Origin of the sequence: Gordonia ajococcus, from assembly GCF_012974285.1 — a bacterium.
GTDB lineage: Bacteria > Actinomycetota > Actinomycetes > Mycobacteriales > Mycobacteriaceae > Gordonia > Gordonia amicalis.
Genome location: NZ_CP052884.1, coordinates 2,931,281 through 2,951,784 on the forward strand (window position 1 = coordinate 2,931,281; position 20,504 = coordinate 2,951,784).

The following is a 20,504-nucleotide window of genomic DNA, read 5'->3' on the forward strand; positions in this document are numbered from 1 at the left end:
CAATTGAGACATATTTAGTTTGTGACTAGCGTTTTCCGCGTCTAGGTGCGCAGGTCCTTGCGCAGGATCTTGCCCGACGCCGACTTCGGGATCGCCTCGATGAACTCCACCGCACGAACCTTCTTGTGCGGAGCCACCTTCGACGCCACGAACCCCATCACCTCATCAGCGGTGAGCTGCGCATCCGGCTGCCGCACCACAAACGCCTTGGGGATCTCCTCCCCCGACTCCGCATCGATGACGCCGATCACCGCCGAGTCAGCGATCTTCTCGTGGGTCAGGAGCAGCGCCTCCAACTCGGCCGGGGGCACCTGGTAGCCCTTGTACTTGATGAGCTCCTTGAGGCGGTCGACGATGTACACGCAACCGGTCGGGTCGACCTGCGCGAGATCGCCGGTGTGGAGAAAGCCGTCGGCGTCGATGGTGTCGGCGGTGGCCTGCTCGTTGTTGAGATAGCCGAGCATCACGTTCGGCCCCTGCACCCACAACTCACCCGGCTCCGACAGGCCCTCGGTCGGCATCGGGACTTCGTCGCCGGTGGCCGGGTCGACGATCTTGTTCTCCGAGTTCGGAACCGGCCAGCCTGTCGACGACAGGGGTGGATCCTCGAGGCCGAGAATCGCTTTCGCATCGAACGGGATGATGTGGGACACCGGGGACAGCTCGCTCATGCCGTAGCCCTGCAGCATGTGCAGGTCCAGACGCTTGGCGACCGCCTGACCCAGCTCGTCATCGAGCGGGGCCGCACCCGACATCATCGTGTGCAACGACGACAGATCGTAGTCGTCCACGATCGGATGCTTGGCCAGCGCCACCGCGACCGGCGGCGCGATGTAGGCCATCGTCACCTTGTGGTTCTGGATGTTCTCCAGGAACTCCACCAGGTCGAACTTCGGCATCACGACGAGCGAGGCACGGTTGAACAGCGCCGCGTTCAGCAACACGGTCATGCCGTAGATGTGGAAGAACGGCAGGACCGCGATCACCACGTCGTCGGCGGTCATGCCCTGCAACGGCTTCAGTTGCGCGACGTTAGCGACCAGATTCCGGTGCGAGAGTGCGACACCCTTCGGATTGCCGGTGGTCCCGGAACTGTAGGGCAGGACCGCCACGTGGGTGGCCGGATCGAAGGTCACCTGGGGCGCGGGTAGTCCGGCGCCGAGCACGTGGGCGGCGTTCGGATGTCCCGAGATCTCCTGTCCGTCTCCGTCGAGGACGACGAGGCTCGTGTCGTCCAATCCGACCTCGGCGACGGCGGCCTTTGCCTGCGCTGCCATCGGCGAGATCGTGACCAGCATCGCGGCGCCGGAATCCCGGAGTTGCTTGGCGATCTCAGGTGCGGTGAACAGCGCGTTGATCGTCGTCGCCGTGCCACCGGCGCGCAGGATGCCGTGGAACACCGTCGCAAACGCCGGAATGTTCGGCGACAGGATGCCCACCACGTCGCCGACACCGATCCCCCGCGACGCCAGCCAGCCGGCAACCGCGTCGATCTGGGTGATGAGTTCCCCATACGACGTCACCGCACCGGATTTCGGGTCCACCAGCGCGGTGCGCTCGAGCTCGTCGTCGGCGATGGAGCCGAACAGGAACTCGTGGACGCTGACCTCGGGGATCTCGACGTCGGGGAACGGGCTGGCGAAACTCACGACACCTCCACAGGTGAATCGGTCGACCAATGATCGAGAATCTGCGTCAGGTCCGCGGTCGAGGACTCTGACGGTGCGGGCAGGACAGTTCGGGAGAACCGTGGTGCGGGTGCGGGCTGGACGGCGTCGTCGACGATGACGTAGCTACCGCGTTGCCGCGCAACGGGATCGGCGGCCGCCTCGTCGAAGTCGAGCACGGGCGTCAGGCACGCGTCGACACCGGCGAACTCATCGGCCCACTGATCGCGGCTGCGCGTGGCGAACCGGGCGGCGAGCGCGGCGGAGATGACCGGCCAGTGTGTGCGATCCCAGCGGTCGGGTAGGTCACCGAGGCCGAGGGTGCCGATCAGGTTGCGCCAGAACTTCTCCTCGAGTGCCCCGACGGCGACGAACCTGCCGTCCGCGCACTCGTACGTCGCGTAGAAGGGAGCGGAGCCGTCGAGGAGGTTGCCCTCCGACCGGGACACCCAGCGGCCGGCCGCCTTCCACGACCACTGCAGTTGTGCGAGCAGACCGGCCCCGTCGACCATCGCGGCGTCGACGACCTGCCCGCGCCCGGTGCGCGACCGGTCGTGCAGCGCGGCCAGCACTCCGACCACGAGGAGCATCGATCCTCCGCCGAAGTCGCCGGCCAGCGACAGTGGCGGCACGGGCGGTGATCCGGCCGGACCCATCGCCTCGAGCACACCCGTCACGGCGAGGTAGTTGATGTCGTGACCGGCGAACATAGCGCGGTCACCGTCCTGTCCCCACCCGGTCATCCGGGCATAGACGAGTTGCGGTGCGTCGTCGCAGATCTCGGGTCCGAGTCCGAGCCGTTCCATGACGCCCGGCCGGAAACCCTCGACGAGGATGTCCGCGCGCACGATCATCTCGCGGATGCGAGCCAGGTCGGCGGGGTCCTTGAGGTCGGCCTCGACACTGCGGCGGGACCGGTACAGGCCGGCGTCCGCCTCGACGATGCCGTCCGGGCCGGGCGCCTCGGGGCCGGGGCGTCGAATCCGGATGACGTCGGCGCCGAGGTCGGCGAGCATCATCGCCGCGTGCGGCGTCGGACCCAGTCCCGGCATCTCTACGACGCGCACACCGGCGAGCGGACCGCTCACGAATCCGCCTGATGGTGGAGGATCCCGCGGATCGTGAAATCGACGTAGTCGCCGACCAACTGGTCGACGTCGTGGTCGTCGCGCAGCCACCAGCTGATGCCGTTCATCAGGTCGAGCACCGCGATGGCGGACTGATGGGCGTCGCGCACCTCGAACACGCCCATGCGGGCGCCGGCCTCGATCACGTCCCGGATGCGCCGCTGGTAGTACTTGCGGTAGTCGGTGACGATCCGGCGGTGTTCGGGCGTCAGCGCCGACAGTTCCCGCAGCGCCACAAGGTGTTCCACCCGGTGGCGCGCGAGGCGCCGGACGTGGGCCTCGACCAGGCCGGTGAGCCGCTGAACCGGTCCGCCCTCACCGTCGAGCAGGAGCAGGTCCGCCTGCGGATCCTCGGTCATCCGCAGCGCGATCGCGTAGAGGATCTCCTCTTTGGAGTGGAAGTGGTTGTAGAGACTCGCACCTCGCATGCCCACGGCCTCGGCGATGTCACGCATCCCCGCGTTGGCGTACCCGTGTTCGGCGAAGTAGCGCGCCGCGGCCTCCGCGATCTCGTCCCGGCGGGTGCGTGGACGCTCCTCCGCCACCCGACCCGGGACGACCTCGGCAGCGACCGCAGTGGGGTCGTCAGCCCTGAGGGGTTCCATAGGCTCTCCTCAACTCGCGCTTGAGCAACTTGCCCTGGGCGTCGGTCGGCAGTTCGTCGACGAGATACACCGCCTTGGGCACCTTGTACGATGCCAGTTCGGATCGGCAGTGCTCGCGAATGTCCTCCGCGGACACCGAGGTACCCGCGCGGAGCACGACGAAACCGGTGACCGCCTCGGACCAGTACGGGTCGGGCAGACCCACGACCGCGGCCCGTTCCACGTCGGGATGCGCCTGCAGCACACGCTCGACCTCCTGGGAGGCGACGTTGTATCCGCCGGTCTTGATCATGTCCTTGCGCCGGTCGCGGAAGAACATGTTGCCCTCGTCGTCGATGCGCACGATGTCGCCGGTGTGGACCCAGCCGCCCTCGAGGACCTGCGCCGTCTTCTCCGGGTCCTTGAAGTACCCGAGCATGACCGACGGTGTGCGGCAGAGCAGTTCGCCTTCCTCGGCATCATTGCCGTCGGCGTCGACGACACGCACCTCGAGATGGCCGACCGGCCGGCCGATCCAGGTCGGGTCCGCACCGGGCACGTCCTCGAGCCGCTTGAACCACCCGACCGACCCCAACTGGGTGAGTTCGGACTGGCCCCAGTACGTTCCCCACACCGATTCCGGGGTGGCGGAGGCCCATGCGTCGACCGCATGCGGCGACACCTGGCCGCCGTAGGTGAGACAGCGGCGGACCGTGCCGACGGTGTCGGGCCCAAAGTCGGGGTGGTTGGCCAAGGCGATGAAGAAGGTCGGGGTCTGGGCGAGCACCGAGATCTTCTCGTCGCGGATCATCCGCAGGGACGTCGCCGGGTCGACCGCGGCCGGCAGCACGAGCGTGGCGCCCAGCAGGGTCAGGGACGTGAGCGAGCCGATCCCGGCGATCGTGTGGAAAGGCATGACGTACAGCCAGACGTCGTCGTTCTGGCAGCGCAGTCCCCACGTGTACGCCGGGGCCGTGGAGATCAGGTAGTTGCGGTGCGCGATCTCCACGCCCTTCGGCGTCGACTCGGTACCGCTGGTGTAGACGATCATGGCCAGATCGTGTTCGTCGACGTCGGCGTCGGGCTCGGCGTCCTCGGCCCGCCCGACGAGGTCGTCGAAGGAGTTCCACGAGTTCGACGCCGACTCCCCGACGACGAGGACCGAGATCCCGAGGCTGTCGGCGATCGGCCCGGCGAGCGAGGCCAGGTCGCGCTCGACAACGAGCACCGCGGGCTCCAGATGACCCAGCTGCTGGGCGATCTCCTTCTCGCGGAACATCGGGCTGACCCCGGAGTACGCCGCCCCGAGCTTCAGCGTGCCGTAGTAGGTGGCTACGGACTCGACGCGGTTGCGGCTCATCACCGCGACGCGGTCGCCGCGTCGGACACCGAGGTCGGCGAGGACGTGCGCGACCCGGTTGGCCATCCCGTTGAGCTCGCGATAGCTGGTCGACGTGCGGCCGCCGTCGGCGTCGTACGCGATGATCGCGGGCTTGCCACCCTGCGAACGTGACAGCCTGCGCAGCTGGTCACCGATGGTCGCGCGACCCAGCGGCGAGGTCTGGATCTCGGTCAAGGTGCGGTCCGAGGCCATGACGGGGGCACTCACGCGAACATCCGGTTGTCGAAGCGGTCGAGGTAGGCGATGTCCTCGACCGGGCTGCGGGTGAGCTTGCGCGGGAAGCCGTCTCGCGGGTAGCCGACGGCGATGTGCGCGGCGGTGATGTAGTCGTCCGGGATGCCGAGCAGTTCCTTGACGTCGTTCTCGGCCGCACAGAGCAGGGTCGTGAGTGCGGTGGCGACGCCCTGCTGGCGGAGCGCGAGTGTCAGGTTCTGCACACTCGGGTAGATCGACGCACCGCCGACGACACTGAGCCGGCCGAGCTCGTGATCGGTGGGGTGCAGTCCCTCCATCTCGGCGCACACCACGACGAGCGCGGGCACCTCGGCGAGGTGGTGTGCGAAGTAGTTCGCGCTCTCGATGGTCTTGGGGACGGCGCCGACCTTCTTCGATCCCTCGAGGATCGAGTTGTAGTACGGCTCCCAGAACGGCAGGTAGAGGTCGGCGAGGGCCTTCTTGGTGGCGTCGTCGCGGACCACGACCCAGCGGACGGGCTGGCGGTTGCCGCCCTGCGGGCCGAAGCGCGCGTCGTCGAACGCCTGGTAGAACACCTCGTCCTCGACCGGCTTGTCGCTGAAGTAGCGGCAGGTGCCCGTCGTGCGCATTGCCTCGCTGAGTTCCATGTCAACCTCCGTGATCACTAACCGTTGTTAGTATGACTGAGCACACAGTTCCATACCGGATCGGAGGCGTCAAGCGCCGATTGATGGGAGATCACCGGTGTTGACGGGACGGGACTAACAGTGGTTAGTTGCATCTATGACATCAGTTTCCCTCCGTCCGGAGACGCGCCCCACCACCTCGGAGATCCGTTCGGCCGTCGCCGCGGGCAACATCCCGACACTGCTGGCCGTGTTGGTGGAGATGACCGGCGATCGCCGGTGGCTGAGTGACCGATACCGTCCGACGCGCAGTCGCGGCATGGACGACAACTCCACGGGCGGGCTGCCCGAGGAGGTGCAGGCCGAGATCCACGACGCCGTCGTCGAGGCCCTGGAGAACTGGTACGAGCAGGGTTCACCCGCACGCGAACCGGCCGACGAGGAACTGGTCGCCGCCTTGATGTCCTTCACCGCCGGCGAGCCGGTGGCGCCGGAATTCGGCCCCATGATGAGTGAGATCGTGCGGGGCGACCTCCGCGGCAGCCACCTGTCGACGCTGCCCGCGGACCTCGGCACGACGATGACCGCCCTCGTCATCGGCGCGGGCGTGGCCGGGATGCTGATCTCCACCCAGCTCGCGGAGGCCGGCATCGAGCACACCGTTCTCGAGAAGAACGACGACGTCGGCGGTTCCTGGTACGAGAACCACTACCCCGGCGCCGGTGTGGACACCCCGAGCTACCTGTACTCGATCTCGTCCTTCGACCACGACTGGTCGACCCACTTCGGCAAACGCGACGAGGTCCAGGGCTACCTGCAGGCCTTCGCCGACCGCCACGCGGTGCGCGACCGCGTCCGGTTCGGCACCGAGGTCCTCTCCGCCACCTATGATTCCGCCGCCCAGCAGTGGATCGTCCGGGTCCGGGACCGGGACGGGAGTCAGAGCACCCTCACCTCGCGGATTCTCATCAGTGCCGTCGGAATCCTCAATCGCCCCAAGCTCCCCCAGCTGAGCGGCATGGACTCCTTCGCCGGCCGCATGTTCCACTCCGCCGACTGGCCCACGGAACTCGACGAGCCCGGCGCCCTGGCCGGCAAACGCGTCGCCATCGTCGGCTCCGGCGCCTCGGCGATGCAGATCGGTCCCGCCATCGCCGGCAAGGTCGGGTCGCTGACGATCTTCCAGCGGTCCCCGCAGTGGATCGCCCCCAACGACGACTACTTCGCCCCCGTCGGCGACGGCGTGCACTGGCTGATGAACAACCTGCCCGGCTACCGCGAGTGGTATCGCGCCCGGCTGTCCTGGATCTTCAACGACAAGGTCCACTCCACCCTGCACGTCGATCCCGAATGGCCCGAGCCCACCGCATCGATCAACGCCGTGAATCACGGTCACCGCGAGTTCTACCTGCGCTACATGCGCGCCGAACTGGGCGACCGCGACGACCTGATCGAGCTGTCGACACCCGACTACCCGCCCTTCGGCAAGCGGATGCTGTTGGACAACGGCTGGTTCCGCATGTTGCGGCAGCCGAACGTCGAGCTGGTGGGCCACGGCGTGGACTCCGTCACCGCCACCGGTCTCGTCGACAGCACCGGCCGGGCGCACGACTTCGACATCATCGTGTTCGCGACCGGTTTCCACAGCGACCGCTACCTGTACCCGATGGACGTCGTCGGTCGCAGCGGCAAGACGACGGTCGAGGCCTGGGGCGATCACGACGCGTACGCCTACCTCGGCATCACCGCACCCGACTTCCCCAACCTGTTCATCCTGACCGGCCCCAACACCGCACTCGGACACGGCGGAAGCTTCATCAGCATCCTCGAGTACCAGGTGCGCTACGTCTGCGACGCCATCCGCGCCATGATCGAGAACCGACTCGGCGCACTCGAGGTGCGCCGCGACGTCACCGACGAGTACAACGACGCCGTCGACCGCGCGCACGCGCAGATGGTGTGGACGCACCCGGCGATGACCAACTGGTACCGCAACCCCGAGGGTCGTGTCGTGGCGGTACTCCCGTGGCGGATCGTCGACTACTGGGCCAGGACCCGCCACGTCGATCTCGCCGACTTCCATGCGGAACCGATCAGCGCCGAAACCATCCCGGACGAGCCGCTCGATCCCTGACGGCGCGCCGCGGAGTGGCAGGACTACGGTGTCAGCCATGACCTCCGTACCGCTGATCACCCCGGATGAACTGCATGCCCGTCTCGGCGAGGGACGTCTGCGCATCGTCGACGCGACGGTTCATCTCAGCTTCGACGCCGACGGTGCGCACGTCGCCTCCGGCCGCGATTCGTACCTGCAGGGACACCTGCCCGGTGCGGTGTTCGTCGACCAGATCGCCGGGCTGTCCGATCCGGACGGCGAGGCCCCGTTCGCGGCGGCGTCGTCGGAGAAGTTCGCCGCGGCCGTCGGCGAGGCCGGCATCGGTGACGACTCGACGGTCGTCGTCTACGACACCGTCAACGGCATCTGGGCGACCCGACTGTGGTGGCAGTTCGGTCTCGAAGGATTCGACGACGTCGTGGTCCTCGACGGCGGATTCGACGCCTGGGCGAAGGCCGGACTCCCCACCGAAACAGGCGAATCAACCCATCCGGCAGCAACTTTCACCGCACGACGCCGGCCGGAACGCATCGCGTCGACCGACGAGGTCGCCGCGGCCACCGCGGATTCGTCGGTTCTGTTGGTCAACGCGCTCGACCGGGAATCGTTCTCCGGCGGTCACATCCCGAGCAGCGTCAATGTCCCGTTCGGCGAACTCGTCGACGAATCCGGCGCCCTCAGGCCGCTCGACGAGCTGCGCGGTCTGTTCACCGAGGTCGGCGCCCTCGACCCCACGGTGCGTCCGGTCACTTACTGCGGCGGCGGGATCGCCGCCACCGCAGCGGCTTTCGCTTTGCGGGCACTCGGACGGAACGACGTCGCGGTGTACGACGGATCGATGAACGCCTGGACCGCCGATCCGGCACGCCCCCTGGCATCGGCCGACTCCCGGCCATGACGTCCCCCGCGGTGACCGTCGAACTCGTCACCGATCCCGACCGGGCGGCGGCGGTCGCCGAGGTGGCCGGTGCGACCTTCCCGCTGGCCTGCCCGCCACACGCCGCCGCCGAGGACATCGCCGAGTTCATCGCGACCAACCTCGGCGAGAAGAACTTCCGCGGCTACATCACCGACCCGGACGCCGACGTGCTCGTCGCCCGGGACGGAGAGGACGGAGCGATCCTGGGCTACGCGCTGGTGCTGCACGGCGATCCGTCGGATCCCGTTGTCGCGGCGGTCGTTCCCGATCGGCCGGCGACCGAGGTGTCGAAGATGTACGTACTCCCCGACCACCATTCGCGTCCCGGCCTCAGCCCGTCACGTGGGCTGATGAACGCAGCACTCGACCGCGCCCGCGATCGCGGTAGCGCAGTGGTCTGGCTCGGTGTGAACCAGCTCAACGAACGGGCCCAGAAGTTCTACACCAAGACGGGTTTCAGCCGTGCCGGGGTGCGGACCTTCGACCTCGGCGGCAGCGTGGAACACGACTACGTGTTCACCCAGAAGCTGTAGCGGCTAATCGCCGGCGCTGAAATCTGCCCCCGTGATGCGGCCCCTGAAATCGACCCAGCACAGCTGGTCCGACGACACTATGTCAGTCGACTCACTCCACCGGGCGGTTTCCAGGGGCGCTTTTCGGAGAAGGCCGTAAGTGCCTGTCAGACGGCCGATTCGGCGAAGCGCGACAGCGCCAGCAGACGAGAGGTCGCGCGCAGGTACTTCTTGCGGTAACCGCCGGCGAGCATCTCGTCGGTGAAGATCTCGTCCAGCTTGGCGCCGGACACCGTCACCGGGATGTGCGCGTCGTAGAGGCGGTCGGCGAGCACCACCAGCCGCAGGGCGACCGACTGATCCTTGGCGGGGTGCACACCGGTGATGCACACCAGCGAGATGCCGTCGACGAGATCCTTGTACTTCGACGGGTGGAGCGTGCTCAGGTGATCGCACAGGGCGTCGAAGTCGTCGAGGGTCGCACCCTCGGTGGATTCGGCGATGTCGACCAGCTCACCCTCGGTGCGCGGGTCCGGAGCGGGCGGGAGGTCGCGGTGGCGATAGTCGGGGCCGTCGACGCGGATGGTCTCGAACACGGCGGACAGCTTGCGGATCTCGCGCAGGAAGTCCTGCGCCGCGAAGCGGCCCTCGCCGAGCTGGCCGGGCAGGGTGTTCGAGGTGGCGACGACCGACACGCCCTTCGCGGTGAGCTCGGTGAGCAGCCGGGACACCAGCATCGTGTCGCCGGGATCGTCGAGTTCGAACTCGTCGATGCACAGCACCGTGTGCTGCGAGAGCCGCTCGACGGCGTTCACGAACCCCAGCGCGCCGACCACGTGGGTCACCTCGACGAACGTCGCGAACGACTTCGGCTCCGGCATCGAGTGGTAGATCGAGGCGAGCAGGTGGGTCTTGCCGACGCCGAACCCACCGTCGAGGTACAGCCCGATCCCCTGCGAGGGCGCCTTGCGCGAGAACAGGCCCTTCTTGCCCGAGCGCGCCTTCGACGCGCGGGCGACGAAGTCGCGGGCCTTGGCCACCGCCTGGGCCTGCGACGGCTCCTTCGGATCGGGGATGTAGGAGTCGAAACTCACGTCGTCGAAGGTCGACGGAGGCACCATCTCGTCGATGAGTGCATCCGGCGAGGTCGCAGGGTTGCGATCGCAAAGTCGGGCCGCCATGTGTGGAGAGTAGCGATCCACGGAATGATGGATGCATGTTCCACCTGCAGAAAGCGACCCAGGTCACATCCGCAGATGCCGACCGGGAGGGGCCCGAGCCCCTCCTCGCGCTGGCCGAACACTATCGGTACCCCCCACGTCCGGCGGCGGGTCCCGGCGCCGCGGCACCGTTCGTCCGGGCCAACATGGTGTCCTCGATCGACGGCGCGGCAACGCACGACGGGAAGTCCGGCGGCCTCGGCGGCGACGGCGACAAGACCGTCTTCCGCGTGCTGCGCGGACTCGCCGACGTGGTCCTCGTGGGTGCCGGAACCGCGATCACCGAGGGTTATCGCCAGCCGAAACCCGACGATGCGTTCGCCGAGCTCCGGGAGGAGAACGGACAGGAACCCGCCCCCGCGCTCGCCCTGGTGTCGCGCTCGCTCTCGGTGCCGCCCGACTACCCACCGCTGAGCCACCCCGACACCGTGGTGCTCACCTGCGCGTCGGCTCCGGCGGATCGTCGCGCCGCGCTCGTCGACGCCGGCGCCACCCTCGTCGACTGCGGCGAGGACGATGTCGAGACGTCGACGCTGATCGCGACCTGCGGGGACCGTGGCCGGCCGCGGGTGCTGTGCGAGGGCGGGCCGAGCCTGCTCGGCTCGATCATCGCCGACGACCTGCTCGACGAACTGTGCCTGACGACCAGCCCCTACCTGGCCGGCGGACGTGCCGGCCGGATCGCGGTCCGCGCCGGCGACGGAGACGAGGACACGGCGGCGCTCAAGGCGATGACGCCGGCCGCGATCATCACCGACGACGACGGCTACGTCTTCACGCGCTGGTTGCGCCACGGCCGGTCGTCCATCCATTGAACCGATCACTGCACGGTCGTCGTCGGGAGTCGTTGACTACGCTCGCGGTCATGCGAAGAGCGCACGCCGTCACGGCTGTCCTGGGTGTGATCGTCGCGATCGTCGTGTCGTCGTGCGCGGTGGGCCCCGACCGCGGTCCGGAACTCATCCCCGGTGGCGGCGGCGGTGAGGGCCCGACCGCATCGTCGTCGGCTCCACCCCCGGCGCCGGCGCTGGCCGTACCGAAGACCGATCTCGAGTGGACCGACTGCGCCGCCGGCACCAGCGGACGCTACGGCATCGCCCGCCCGGCCGGGGTGACCATCGAATGTGCGGAGTTCGACTCCCCGGTCGACCGGAACAAGCCCGACGGCGAGGTCGTGAGGATCGCGGCGACCCGGGCCCGTACCGCGGCGACGCCGGCCGGCGCCCCGCCGCTCGTGCTCACCTCGGGATCGGATCTCCCGTCGTCGCGAACCCTGATGGTGATGTCCACCGGTCCGGGCCGGGCGTTCCTGGACGCCCACCCGGTGGTGGCCGTCGATCATCGCGGCATCCCCCAGAGTGGGGACCTGGACTGCATGACCCGGCTCGAGCGGAGCACGATCGCCGACAACGGCCTCACCACGCGTGGGACCACCACCCAGGCGCGCATCTCCCGCCTCGCCTCGGCCGCCTCGTCGGCCTCGGACGGGTGCACGGAGACCCTGACGCCCTACCAACTCAATTTCGGCGCACAGTTCGCCGCCGCGGACCTCGAAACACTTCGGCAGCGGTGGGGCGTCGAACACCTGGGCCTCATCGGCGTCGGCGAGGGCTCCGACGTCGTGCTGTCCTACGCCTCCCTGTACGGGGGCCGAGCGGGACGCATCATCCTCGACACCCCCGCCCCCTTCGGGGCCAACGCTCGGGACAGGGCCAACCTGCGCGCCCAGGGTGTGCAGACGGCGCTGCAGGGTTTCGCCCAGCGATGCTCCGCACTGGACGGCTGCACGCTCGGCACGAACGGTGTCGGGGTGATGACCGGGCTGCTCGCCAAGGCGCGTGCCGGACGCCTCGACGGATTGTCGGACACCACCGCACTGAACGCCATCACCACCACGCTCGCCCTCGCGGCGGACCGTCCCGACGCGTTGCTCGACCTGTCCCGCGCCATCACCGCCGCCGACCGAGGCGACACGACCGCGCTGGTCCGGCTCGCAGATCGGGCCGCGACCCTGCGGATGAGTGACGGCGCCCTGGTGTCCCGGTGCAACGACGTCACCGGCCCGGTGGGGCAGAACGAGATCCCCGGTCTCGTCGAGGCCTGGACGAAGCAGAGTCCGCTGACCGGCTCCGACAGCGCGCTGTCGCTGGTGCGCTGCAACGGCTGGGCGTCGGGCACCGCGGTGCGCCCGCCGTCATCGCTGCCCGCCGACCCGCTGATCCTCAACGGCACCCGGGACCCGGTGAACGGGGGCAACGGCGCGAGCACACTCGTCCCGCTGTTCATGAACGCCGGGGCCGAGCCGGTCACCGTCAGCTGGGACGGACTGGGCTTCTCGGTGCTGGGTCGCAGCGCCTGCGCGGCCCAGGTCGCGGCCGAGTACGTGACCAAGACGCCTCTCGGGGGGCCGACCCAGCGCGGTTGCCCCACCTGACCGGGTCCGACCCGGTGCAGCCCGGAGGGTTCTGCGGAGTGTCCGAGGCCGACCGTAGTACGGTGCGCGGGTGGCCAATCTCGACAGGTATCTGTATCCCCAGATGAGCGCGCAGCGGATCATCCCGATGATCCTGTGGCCGATCAGCCTGCTCATGGTCGTGCACCGGTCGGTGTTCCTCGGCGTCAACGGCGACCGCACCGACGATTTCAAGCCGGTGTACGCCGCGGCCTACAACTTCCTCAACAACCTGCCGGTCTACGGCGAGAACTACGCCACGGTCGACCCGCACTACCTGTACCCGCCGTCGGGCACCCTGCTGATGGCGCCGGTCGCGGTCATCGACTACGAACGCGCACGCTGGGCGTTCATCGCGGTCAGCGTCGGGGCCCTGCTGATCTGCGCCTACCTGCTGACCCGGATGTTCGGCTATGCCCTGGACTCATGGGTGATGCCGACGGTCCTGTTCGTCTTCTTCTTCACCGAAACCGTCTCGCACACACTGATCTTCACGAACTTCAACTCGTTCGTCCTGCTGGGCATGATCGCCTTCCTGATGCTGATGCGCTCACGGCACGACTGGTGGGCGGGCATCCCGATGGGTCTGACGCTGGCCGTGAAACCCGTGCTGGCGCCGCTGCTGCTGCTGCCGCTGCTCAACCGGCAGTGGCGGGTGTTCGCCTTCGCCATCGCGGTCCCCCTCGTGTTGACGGTGATCGCGTGGCCGCTGTCGGTGGATGCCGACGCCTTCATCAGCCGGACCGTCCCCTACCTCGGCGAGGCCCGCGACTACTACAACAGCTCGATCGCCGGCAACGGCGCCTACTTCGGGGTCGCACCGTGGCTGGTGCTGCTGCTGCGTGTCGCGTTCGTGCTGATGGCCGCGTTCTCGCTGTGGTTCCTGTACCGCTACTACCGCAAGACCAACGAACTGCTGTGGCTCGCGACGTCGTCGGGTGTGCTGCTGGGCACCACTTTCCTCGTCGGCTCGCTGGGCCAGGGCTACTACTCGATGCTGCTGTTCCCGCTGCTCATGACGGTGCTGCTGCCCGGATCGGCGATGCGCAACTGGCCGGCCTGGCTCGGCGTGTACGGCTGCATGACCTTCGACAGCTTCTACTCGCAGCGGTGGACGGCCTTCGGCTGGATGGTCGAGTACAACAAGGTGACCTGGGGCTGGTCCTTGCTGATGATCGCGGTGTTCTGCTCGCTGCTGTTCCGCTACCTCGACATGCGCTCCGACGGCGTCGCCGGTGAGGATGCCGTGATGCGGTCGGAGTCCGACACTCCCCCGGCGCCGGCGACGAAGTCCGACGACGAGCTGTCGTTGTCGAAGTCCGTCTAGCACAGCGTTGAGCGCGACGCTGTCGCGTCCCGCGCTACCGTGGACGACATGACCGACAGCACGCCCGAGAGCACCGCACCCGCCACGAACCCGGCGAACCTCACCGACGAGGAGTGGAAGCAGCGCCTCACCCCGGCCGAGTACCGGGTTCTGCGCCAGGCCGGCACCGAAGCACCCTTCACCGGCGAGTACACCGACACCAAGACGGTCGGCGTCTACCGCTGCCGGGCGTGCGATGCGGAGCTGTTCCGCAGCGAGCAGAAGTTCGAATCCCACTGCGGCTGGCCGTCGTTCTTCTCCCCCCTCGCCGGCGACAAGATCATCGAGGTCGAGGACAACTCGCTCGGCATGACGCGAGTCGAGGTGCTCTGCGCGAACTGCAGGAGTCACCTGGGCCATGTGTTCGCCGGTGAGGGCTACGACACCCCCACCGATCTGCGCTACTGCATCAACTCGATCAGCCTGAAGCTCGAGCCGGCCGAGTAGCACGGCACCCTCAGCTGGTGCCCTCCGCCTGAGGGCACAGCGTGGTCCTGGCCGCGATGTGGATCCGGCGATAAGCGTCGCGAAGCTCCTTCGCGTTGCCGTCGCCGGCGGCCTCATTCGGGTGGCTCGCCGACGCGCAGTCGTAGTAGCCGAAACCTGTTGCGGCGGTCTTCAGTTGCGGCGACCGCAAGATGCCGAGCCACTCGAGGTCCGTGCAGACCTGACGCGCATACCGTGCCTGCGCCCCTGGCGGGGTCGCCTCGACGAACGGGCGATGAAGCGCGAACTCGGCTTCGGCCTGCTGCTCTGGGGTGGCCGACGAGTACGCGGGTTCCGCCCGGCGGTAGTCGATTCTCGCGACCTTGTACTCATCGACGGACAGATTCGCGTGAAGTTCGGCGTCGACGCAAGGACTGGTGCCGGTACGCGCGACGTCATGGGAGCGATCAGTAGTCGAGCCGGTTCCGCCACCGCATGCAACCAGCGTCATCATCCCGATGATGACACCGAAAGCGGTGGCGGCAATGCGCACAGAGCACGCATTGCCGCCACCGAATCCCGGGTTCAGGGCAGGGCGTCGATGAGCGCCGAGACCTCGACGCGGGGCCCGGTGAAGAACGGCGTCTCCTCGCGGACGTGCATCCGCGCCTCGGTGGCGCGCAGGTCGCGCATGAGGTCGACGATCCGGTGCAGTTCGGGTGCCTCGAACGCGAGCAGCCATTCGTAGTCGCCGAGCGCGAACGACGACACCGTGTTGGCGCGCACGTCCTTGTACTCGCGGGCGGCCTTGCCGTGGTCGGCGAGCATCTTGCGACGCTCTTCGTAGGGAAGCAGGTACCACTCGTAAGACCGCACGAACGGGTACACGCAGATGTAGTTGCCCGCTTCCTCACCGGCGAGGAAGGCCGGGATGTGGCTCTTGTTGAACTCGGCGGGACGGTGCAGGGCGACGTTGCTCCACACCGGGTTGCAGGCGCGTCCCAGAACCGTCTCGCGACGGAACTTCGCGTAGGCGGCCTGGATGGACTCGACGTCGGCGGCATGCCACCAGATCATGAAGTCGGCGTCGGCGCGGAGACCCGACACGTCGTACACACCGCGGACCACGACACCGGTGTCCTCGAGAGACTTGAAGAAGTCTGCGGCATCCGATTTCGCCTGGTCACGGTCGGTGCCGAGCTCGCCGGGGCGGACAGCGAACACCGAGAACATGAGGTAACGGATCGTCGAGTTGAGTTCTGAGTAATCCAAGCGGGCCATATCTCACATGGTGCCACCGTGTCCGCCCGGACGAACAGTCAGGTCAGGTCGGTGAGCAGCGCCGCCACCGCGCATCCGGCCTGTCCGATGCAGGCCGGGACGCCGACGCCCGCATACGACGAGCCGGCGAGCACGAGACGGCGAGGGCGGGCCGCGGCGAGCCGCGCCATGGCGGCCAGGTGTCCCGGTCCGTACACGGGCAGGCCGTCGGTCCAGCGCTGCACGTACGTGTCGACGACGTGCGGCGAGGCGGGTGCCACGCCGGCGGCCCGGCAGACCTCGTCGAGGTCCTCGAGTGCCTCGGTCCGCAATCGGTCGTCGACGCCGGGTTCGTCGTCGACGCTCGGCACCGGGGCACCGAACCGGCCGAACGACGCCCGGACCGAGACGGGCGCGTCGTCGTGTGACAGATGCGCCCACTTCTGCGAACTGAGGGTGAAGGCCTTGGCGCGCAGACTTTCTCCGGTGCCGACCAGGACCCCGGAGTGATCGGGAAGCGGGGTTCCGGGGGCGAGCGCGATCGAGATCACCACCGACGACGCGCCCTGTACCGCCCGCAGCGGGGCGGCGAAGTCGGCCAGCGAACGACGCAGCAGGTGGCCGGCCATCCAGGCGGGGATCGCGAGGATCACACCGTCGTAGTCGCGGACGTCGTCGCGTGCAGGACCGCCGACGTGCAGCGTCCAGCCGGTGGCAGTCGGCTCGAGCTCACGGACGTGGGCGCAGAGCTCAGGCCGCACCGCCGCAGCCTGTTGCAGGGCGTCGAGGAGGACCCGGTAACCGCCCACGAGGGTGCCGAAGACGGGACCCGAGCCGGTGGCGTCGGCGACGAGACCGGCGACGGCGTCGGTGAGATTCGCCACACCGGCGTCGAGACGCGCGGCGAGGGCGGGCAGTGCTTCCCGGAGACCGATGTCGCCGGCGAGGCTCGAATAGACTCCGCCGAGCATGGGATCGACGCTGCGGGCGACCACCGATGGGCCGAAACGTTCGGTCACGAGGTCCCCGACCGTCGGGTCCGCGGACGGGTCCCAGTGCCAGGGGCGATCGGGTTCGGTGCGGATGAGTTCGAGGTCGGCCGGATCGGCGAGGCCGGCGACCGCGTCGGGCGTCGCGGGGATACCCATCACCGCCGGCGTCGGCAGCGGGTGAAGGCGACCGCCGGACCAGACGGCCGGTCGGCGCCCGGTCGGTGAGACGACCCGATCCCCCAGCCCGAGTTCGTCGACCAGGCCGAGAGCCTCCGGCCGCCGCACGATGAACGCCTCGGCCCCGACGTCGACGGCCTGTCCGCCGACCGTCGTGGTGTGCAGGACGCCGCCGAGCCGCTCACCCGCTTCCAGAACGTCGATACGTGCGTCGGCGCCGAGTTCGCGCCGCAGTCGGTACGCCGCCGTCAGGCCGGAGACACCTCCGCCGACGACCGCGATCCGGGGCCCGGCACTCATCAGAGGCTGTGGACCAGTTCGACCGTGCGGGTGAGGACATCCGGATCGGTACCCGGAAGCACCCCGTGGCCGAGATTGAAGATGTGGCCGACGGCGCCGGCCGCGATCGCCCGGTCACCGTCGGCGACCACGCGGCGGACCTCGCTCTCCACGACCTCCGGTCCCGCGAAGAGCAGCGTCGGGTCGAGGTTGCCCTGGACCGCCTTGCCCGGTCCCACTCGCCGTACGGCCTCGTCGAGCGGCACCCGCCAGTCGACACCGATGACGTCGGCCCCGACGTGGGCCATCGGCGCCAGCAGCTCGCCGGTCCCGACGCCGAAGTGGATGCGCGGGACCCCGTACCCGGCGACCTCCGCGAGGACACGGGCACTGTGCGGCGCCACGAAACGCTGGTAGTCGGCGGCCGACAGCATGCCCGCCCAGGAGTCGAAGAGCTGGATGGCGTCGACGCCGGCCTCGAGCTGGACCTGCAGGAAGGCGATGGTGATGTCGGCCAGGCGCGCCATCAGCTCGGCCCAGGTCTCCGGATCGCCGTGCATCATCGCCTTGGTGCGCTCGTAATTGCGGCTCGGCCCACCCTCGATGAGGTAGGAGGCGAGGGTGAACGGCGCACCGGCGAAGCCGATCAGCGCGGTGTCGCCGAGTTGGGCGAGCAACAGCTCGATGGCGTGGGAGATCGCCCCGACCGAGGCGGGCTCCAGACGCGGGATGCGCGAGACGGCCTCCGCCGACCGCACGGGTTCGGCGATCACCGGGCCGGTCCCGGCCACGATGTCGAGGTCGATCCCCGCGGCCTTGAGCGGCACGACGATGTCGGAGAACAGGATCGCGGCGTCGACGTCGTGACGGCGGACGGGCTGCATCGTGATCTCGCACACCAACTCGGCGTCGAAGCACGATTCGAGCATCCCGTGGTTCGCGCGGATCGCGCGGTACTCGGGCAGGGAACGGCCCGCCTGCCGCATGAACCACACCGGACGGCGTGACGGAGTCCCACCCGTGGCCGCGGCGACGAGCGGCAGGTGCGACCGATGGACCCGAGTACCAGTTACGTTCGACATCACCGCTTACTCTGCCATGTCGACGTTCCGCACGGATCAGGGCAGGGACTTCACCCCGCGTCCCCATTTCCGGGGGCGGTGAACCGGCGCGCCTCCGCCGCTGCCAGGCGCGACACACCTACGGTCGAACGGTGACTTCTTCGGGAGCTCCGGACGAGCCTGGTGATTTCCGCGCGGCGGTGGAGTCGCTGCATGCTGCCCGCGTCCGCCGTGAGATCGAGGTCGGGCCCATCCGCCCGCCGCAGCGCCTGGCGCCGTACAGCTACGCGGTCGGCGCCGAGGTGCGCCCGCCGGACGACCCCGACGTCGTTCCCACCGATTCCCAGGGCTCCGCGTTCGGACGACTGATCCTGCTGTACGACCCCGCCGGTCAGGACGCCTGGAACGGCACGATCCGCCTCGTCGCCTATCTGCAGGCCGAGGTCGAGGCCGCACTGGCGATGGATCCGCTGCTGCCCGAGGTGGCCTGGAGCTGGCTGTCCGACGCCCTCGGTGTGCCGGTCGGCGAGAGCAGCACCCCCGAGCACTCCGGGAACGGCCCGTCCCTCGACGGCACCGCCCGCCGCATCGAGGTGACCGCGCTCGGTGGAACCGTCACCTCCACCACGTCGGTGCGCTACGGCGACATCGCCGGACCGCCGCGCGCCCACCAGCTCGAGGTCCGCGCGTCGTGGACCGCGTTGACCGCCGAGGGTCTCAACGGACACCTCGAAGCGTTCTGCGAGGTGCTGGCATCGGCTGCCGGCCTCCCGCCGACGGGCGTGACCCGACTCGGCGCGACGTGAGCACCGTGGACACACCACCAGAGAACCCGACGCCGGAGGACGAGGCTCCCGAGGTCGAGCCGCTGCTCGCGCCCGCCGGCGGTGTCCCGCCGGTGCTGTCGACCGCGGCGGAGTTCGCCGACGCGGCGCGAGCACTCGCGGCGGGCGAGGGCCCCATCGCCGTCGACACCGAACGCGCCTCCGGCTACCGCTATTCGCAGCGTGCGTATCTGATCCAGATCAAACGACGCGGTGCCGGCAGCTTCCTGCTCGACCCCATCGCCGATCCCGGGGCCCTCGCCCCGGTGATCGACGCATTGCGCGGTCCCGAATGGGTGCTGCATGCCGCCGATCAGGACCTCCCGTGTCTGCGCGAGCTGGGTTTCGAGTGCGTCGAGCTGTACGACACCGAGTTGGCCGGTCGACTCCTCGGCCTGGCGAAGGTGAACCTGGCGGCCATGGTCGCCCAGTTCCTCGGCCTCGGCCTGCTCAAGGGTCACGGTGCGGCGGATTGGTCGCGACGGCCCCTCCCCGACGAATGGCTGAACTACGCCGCGCTCGACGTCGAGGTTCTGGTCGAGTTGCGGGACGCGATGGACGCGGCGCTGGCCGAATCCGGCAAGGACGGCTGGGCTCGTGAGGAATTCGCCTACGTCCTGTCCCGTCCGCCGGCACCGCCACGCACCGACCGATGGCGCAAGACCTCGAACATCCACACCGTGAAGTCCGCCCGCGCCCTCGCCGCGGTGCGCGAATTGTGGATGGCGCGTGAGGAATTGGCCGAACGGCGGGATGTCGCCCCGGGCCGGGTGCTGCCCGACACCGCGATCGTGAACGCCGCCACCGCCGACCCCCGGTCCAACTCGGAGCTGACCCGCCTGCCGATCTTCGGCGGTCCCCGCCAGCGACGCCAGGCCGGGATCTGGCTCAGTGCCCTCCAACGGGCCCGCGAACTGCCCGACAACGAGTTGCCGGCCCGCAAGACCAACGGCCCCGGACTGCCACCGGTGAGTCGCTGGGAACAGCGCAACCCGGAGGCCGCGGCCCGGATGCAGAAGGTGCGTCCGGCTCTCAAAGAGGTCGCCGAGAGCCGCACCCTCCCGGTGGAGAACCTCCTCGCCCCCGATGTGGTCCGCCAGCTGTGCTGGGACGGACTGCGGGAACCGGTCACCACCGAGGCGGTGGACGCGCATCTCGCCGCCGCCGGAGCCCGTCCCTGGCAGCGGCGGTTGAGCGTCGATGCGCTGACCGAGGCCCTACGCGGGGGCGGCGCGACCGAGACCGGCGACGGACCCGAATAGGCCGCGGCCGACCTGGGTAAGAGACTCCCCGACAGGC

Annotated in this window: 19 protein-coding genes; 9 read left to right on the forward strand and 10 right to left on the reverse strand. The window is 68.9% G+C overall.

Annotated elements, in window-relative coordinates:
* Positions 1 to 41: 41 nt before the first annotated feature.
* From GAA2_RS13220 to GAA2_RS13240, 5 genes are read right to left on the reverse strand one after another with little or no spacing between them, the layout of a single operon-like run.
* Positions 42 to 1,649, reverse strand: coding sequence for an AMP-binding protein (locus GAA2_RS13220; RefSeq protein WP_024498545.1), 1,608 nt, complete (start codon positions 1,647 to 1,649; stop codon positions 42 to 44).
* Positions 1,646 to 2,755 carry a CaiB/BaiF CoA transferase family protein gene (locus GAA2_RS13225; RefSeq protein ID WP_024498544.1) on the reverse strand — a complete coding sequence of 370 codons (1,110 nt, stop codon included), beginning with the start codon at positions 2,753 to 2,755 and terminating at the stop codon, positions 1,646 to 1,648. The genes GAA2_RS13220 and GAA2_RS13225 overlap by 4 nt, the downstream gene beginning before the upstream one ends.
* On the reverse strand, positions 2,752 to 3,399 hold the full coding sequence (locus GAA2_RS13230; protein WP_024498543.1) for a TetR/AcrR family transcriptional regulator: 648 nt from the start codon (positions 3,397 to 3,399) through the stop codon (positions 2,752 to 2,754). Before GAA2_RS13230 ends, GAA2_RS13225 begins: the two co-directional genes overlap by 4 nt.
* Positions 3,380 to 4,972, reverse strand: coding sequence for a class I adenylate-forming enzyme family protein (locus tag GAA2_RS13235; protein WP_191835006.1), 1,593 nt, complete (start codon positions 4,970 to 4,972; stop codon positions 3,380 to 3,382). Before GAA2_RS13235 ends, GAA2_RS13230 begins: the two co-directional genes overlap by 20 nt.
* An 11-nt stretch (positions 4,973 to 4,983) precedes the next feature.
* Entirely contained in the window at positions 4,984 to 5,622 is a 639-nt protein-coding gene (locus GAA2_RS13240; RefSeq protein WP_006436524.1) for a nitroreductase family protein, read from the reverse strand.
* A gap of 136 nt (positions 5,623 to 5,758) precedes the next feature.
* Between GAA2_RS13240 and GAA2_RS13245 the strand changes: the two genes are divergently transcribed.
* Genes GAA2_RS13245 through GAA2_RS13255 form a run of 3 tightly spaced genes read left to right on the forward strand, consistent with a single transcriptional unit; the run spans position 5,759 to position 9,169 of the window.
* Positions 5,759 to 7,735: a flavin-containing monooxygenase gene (locus GAA2_RS13245; RefSeq protein ID WP_024498541.1), complete on the forward strand. Its 1,977-nt coding sequence runs from the start codon at positions 5,759 to 5,761 to the stop codon at positions 7,733 to 7,735.
* Between the two features lie 37 nt (positions 7,736 to 7,772).
* Positions 7,773 to 8,615: a sulfurtransferase gene (locus GAA2_RS13250; protein WP_024498540.1), complete on the forward strand. Its 843-nt coding sequence runs from the start codon at positions 7,773 to 7,775 to the stop codon at positions 8,613 to 8,615.
* Complete coding sequence (locus GAA2_RS13255; RefSeq protein ID WP_024498539.1) at positions 8,612 to 9,169, forward strand: GNAT family N-acetyltransferase; 558 nt, start codon at positions 8,612 to 8,614, stop codon at positions 9,167 to 9,169. The genes GAA2_RS13250 and GAA2_RS13255 overlap by 4 nt, the downstream gene beginning before the upstream one ends.
* 146 nt (positions 9,170 to 9,315) lie before the next feature.
* Here GAA2_RS13255 and zapE read toward each other — a convergent pair whose 3' ends face one another.
* Positions 9,316 to 10,329 (reverse strand): cell division protein ZapE, encoded by a 1,014-nt coding sequence (gene zapE / locus GAA2_RS13260; RefSeq protein ID WP_024498538.1) that lies wholly within the window; start codon positions 10,327 to 10,329, stop codon positions 9,316 to 9,318.
* A 35-nt stretch (positions 10,330 to 10,364) separates the two neighbouring features.
* Here zapE and GAA2_RS13265 point away from each other — a divergent pair, with 35 nt between their 5' ends.
* The 4 genes from GAA2_RS13265 to msrB all read left to right on the forward strand — a co-directional run bounded on the left by GAA2_RS13265 (position 10,365) and on the right by msrB (position 14,633).
* The gene (locus GAA2_RS13265; RefSeq protein ID WP_024498537.1) at positions 10,365 to 11,183 is read left to right on the forward strand and encodes a dihydrofolate reductase family protein; all 819 of its coding nucleotides are present in this window, start codon (positions 10,365 to 10,367) and stop codon (positions 11,181 to 11,183) included.
* Between the two features lie 50 nt (positions 11,184 to 11,233).
* Positions 11,234 to 12,802, forward strand: coding sequence for an alpha/beta hydrolase (locus GAA2_RS13270; protein ID WP_236577607.1), 1,569 nt, complete (start codon positions 11,234 to 11,236; stop codon positions 12,800 to 12,802).
* Between the two features lie 70 nt (positions 12,803 to 12,872).
* On the forward strand, positions 12,873 to 14,147 hold the full coding sequence (locus GAA2_RS13275) for a glycosyltransferase family 87 protein (RefSeq protein ID WP_024498535.1): 1,275 nt from the start codon (positions 12,873 to 12,875) through the stop codon (positions 14,145 to 14,147).
* A 48-nt stretch (positions 14,148 to 14,195) separates the two neighbouring features.
* Positions 14,196 to 14,633 (forward strand): peptide-methionine (R)-S-oxide reductase MsrB, encoded by a 438-nt coding sequence (gene msrB / locus GAA2_RS13280; RefSeq protein ID WP_024498534.1) that lies wholly within the window; start codon positions 14,196 to 14,198, stop codon positions 14,631 to 14,633.
* Between the two features lie 10 nt (positions 14,634 to 14,643).
* Here the strand turns inward: msrB and GAA2_RS13285 are convergent, their stop codons facing one another.
* Genes GAA2_RS13285 through hemE form a run of 4 tightly spaced genes read right to left on the reverse strand, consistent with a single transcriptional unit; the run spans position 14,644 to position 18,402 of the window.
* Positions 14,644 to 15,165 (reverse strand): hypothetical protein, encoded by a 522-nt coding sequence (locus tag GAA2_RS13285; protein ID WP_024498533.1) that lies wholly within the window; start codon positions 15,163 to 15,165, stop codon positions 14,644 to 14,646.
* Between the two features lie 32 nt (positions 15,166 to 15,197).
* The gene (gene hemQ / locus GAA2_RS13290; RefSeq protein ID WP_191834401.1) at positions 15,198 to 15,893 is read right to left on the reverse strand and encodes a hydrogen peroxide-dependent heme synthase; all 696 of its coding nucleotides are present in this window, start codon (positions 15,891 to 15,893) and stop codon (positions 15,198 to 15,200) included.
* A 38-nt stretch (positions 15,894 to 15,931) separates the two neighbouring features.
* Entirely contained in the window at positions 15,932 to 17,341 is a 1,410-nt protein-coding gene (locus GAA2_RS13295) for an FAD-dependent oxidoreductase (RefSeq protein ID WP_191834402.1), read from the reverse strand.
* Positions 17,341 to 18,402: a uroporphyrinogen decarboxylase gene (gene hemE / locus GAA2_RS13300; protein ID WP_006436512.1), complete on the reverse strand. Its 1,062-nt coding sequence runs from the start codon at positions 18,400 to 18,402 to the stop codon at positions 17,341 to 17,343. Before hemE ends, GAA2_RS13295 begins: the two co-directional genes overlap by 1 nt.
* Positions 18,403 to 18,533: 131 nt before the next feature.
* On the opposite strand from hemE, the gene GAA2_RS13305 reads away from it, so the two are divergent.
* Together GAA2_RS13305 and GAA2_RS13310 are read left to right on the forward strand one after the other, a co-directional pair.
* A complete protein-coding gene (locus GAA2_RS13305) occupies positions 18,534 to 19,187 on the forward strand; it encodes a DUF3000 domain-containing protein (protein ID WP_191834403.1) in 654 nt (217 codons plus the stop codon).
* A 5-nt stretch (positions 19,188 to 19,192) separates the two neighbouring features.
* Complete coding sequence (locus GAA2_RS13310) at positions 19,193 to 20,467, forward strand: HRDC domain-containing protein (RefSeq protein WP_191834404.1); 1,275 nt, start codon at positions 19,193 to 19,195, stop codon at positions 20,465 to 20,467.
* The last annotated feature ends 37 nt before the right edge of the window (positions 20,468 to 20,504 follow it).

Bases quoted from the DNA above. Each gene is read 5' to 3' on its own strand.
- GAA2_RS13265 (WP_024498537.1), top strand. From the start codon at position 10,365: ATGTTCCACCTGCAGAAAGCGACCCAGGTCACATCCGCAGATGCCGAC.
- GAA2_RS13295 (WP_191834402.1), bottom strand. From the start codon at position 17,341: ATGAGTGCCGGGCCCCGGATCGCGGTCGTCGGCGGAGGTGTCTCCGGC.
- GAA2_RS13235 (WP_191835006.1), bottom strand. From the start codon at position 4,972: ATGGCCTCGGACCGCACCTTGACCGAGATCCAGACCTCGCCGCTGGGT.
- hemQ (WP_191834401.1), bottom strand. From the start codon at position 15,893: ATGGCCCGCTTGGATTACTCAGAACTCAACTCGACGATCCGTTACCTC.
- hemE (WP_006436512.1), bottom strand. From the start codon at position 18,402: ATGTCGAACGTAACTGGTACTCGGGTCCATCGGTCGCACCTGCCGCTC.
- GAA2_RS13245 (WP_024498541.1), top strand. From the start codon at position 5,759: ATGACATCAGTTTCCCTCCGTCCGGAGACGCGCCCCACCACCTCGGAG.
- GAA2_RS13240 (WP_006436524.1), bottom strand. From the start codon at position 5,622: ATGGAACTCAGCGAGGCAATGCGCACGACGGGCACCTGCCGCTACTTC.
- GAA2_RS13255 (WP_024498539.1), top strand. From the start codon at position 8,612: ATGACGTCCCCCGCGGTGACCGTCGAACTCGTCACCGATCCCGACCGG.
- GAA2_RS13250 (WP_024498540.1), top strand. From the start codon at position 7,773: ATGACCTCCGTACCGCTGATCACCCCGGATGAACTGCATGCCCGTCTC.
- msrB (WP_024498534.1), top strand. From the start codon at position 14,196: ATGACCGACAGCACGCCCGAGAGCACCGCACCCGCCACGAACCCGGCG.
- GAA2_RS13230 (WP_024498543.1), bottom strand. From the start codon at position 3,399: ATGGAACCCCTCAGGGCTGACGACCCCACTGCGGTCGCTGCCGAGGTC.
- zapE (WP_024498538.1), bottom strand. From the start codon at position 10,329: ATGGCGGCCCGACTTTGCGATCGCAACCCTGCGACCTCGCCGGATGCA.
- GAA2_RS13270 (WP_236577607.1), top strand. From the start codon at position 11,234: ATGCGAAGAGCGCACGCCGTCACGGCTGTCCTGGGTGTGATCGTCGCG.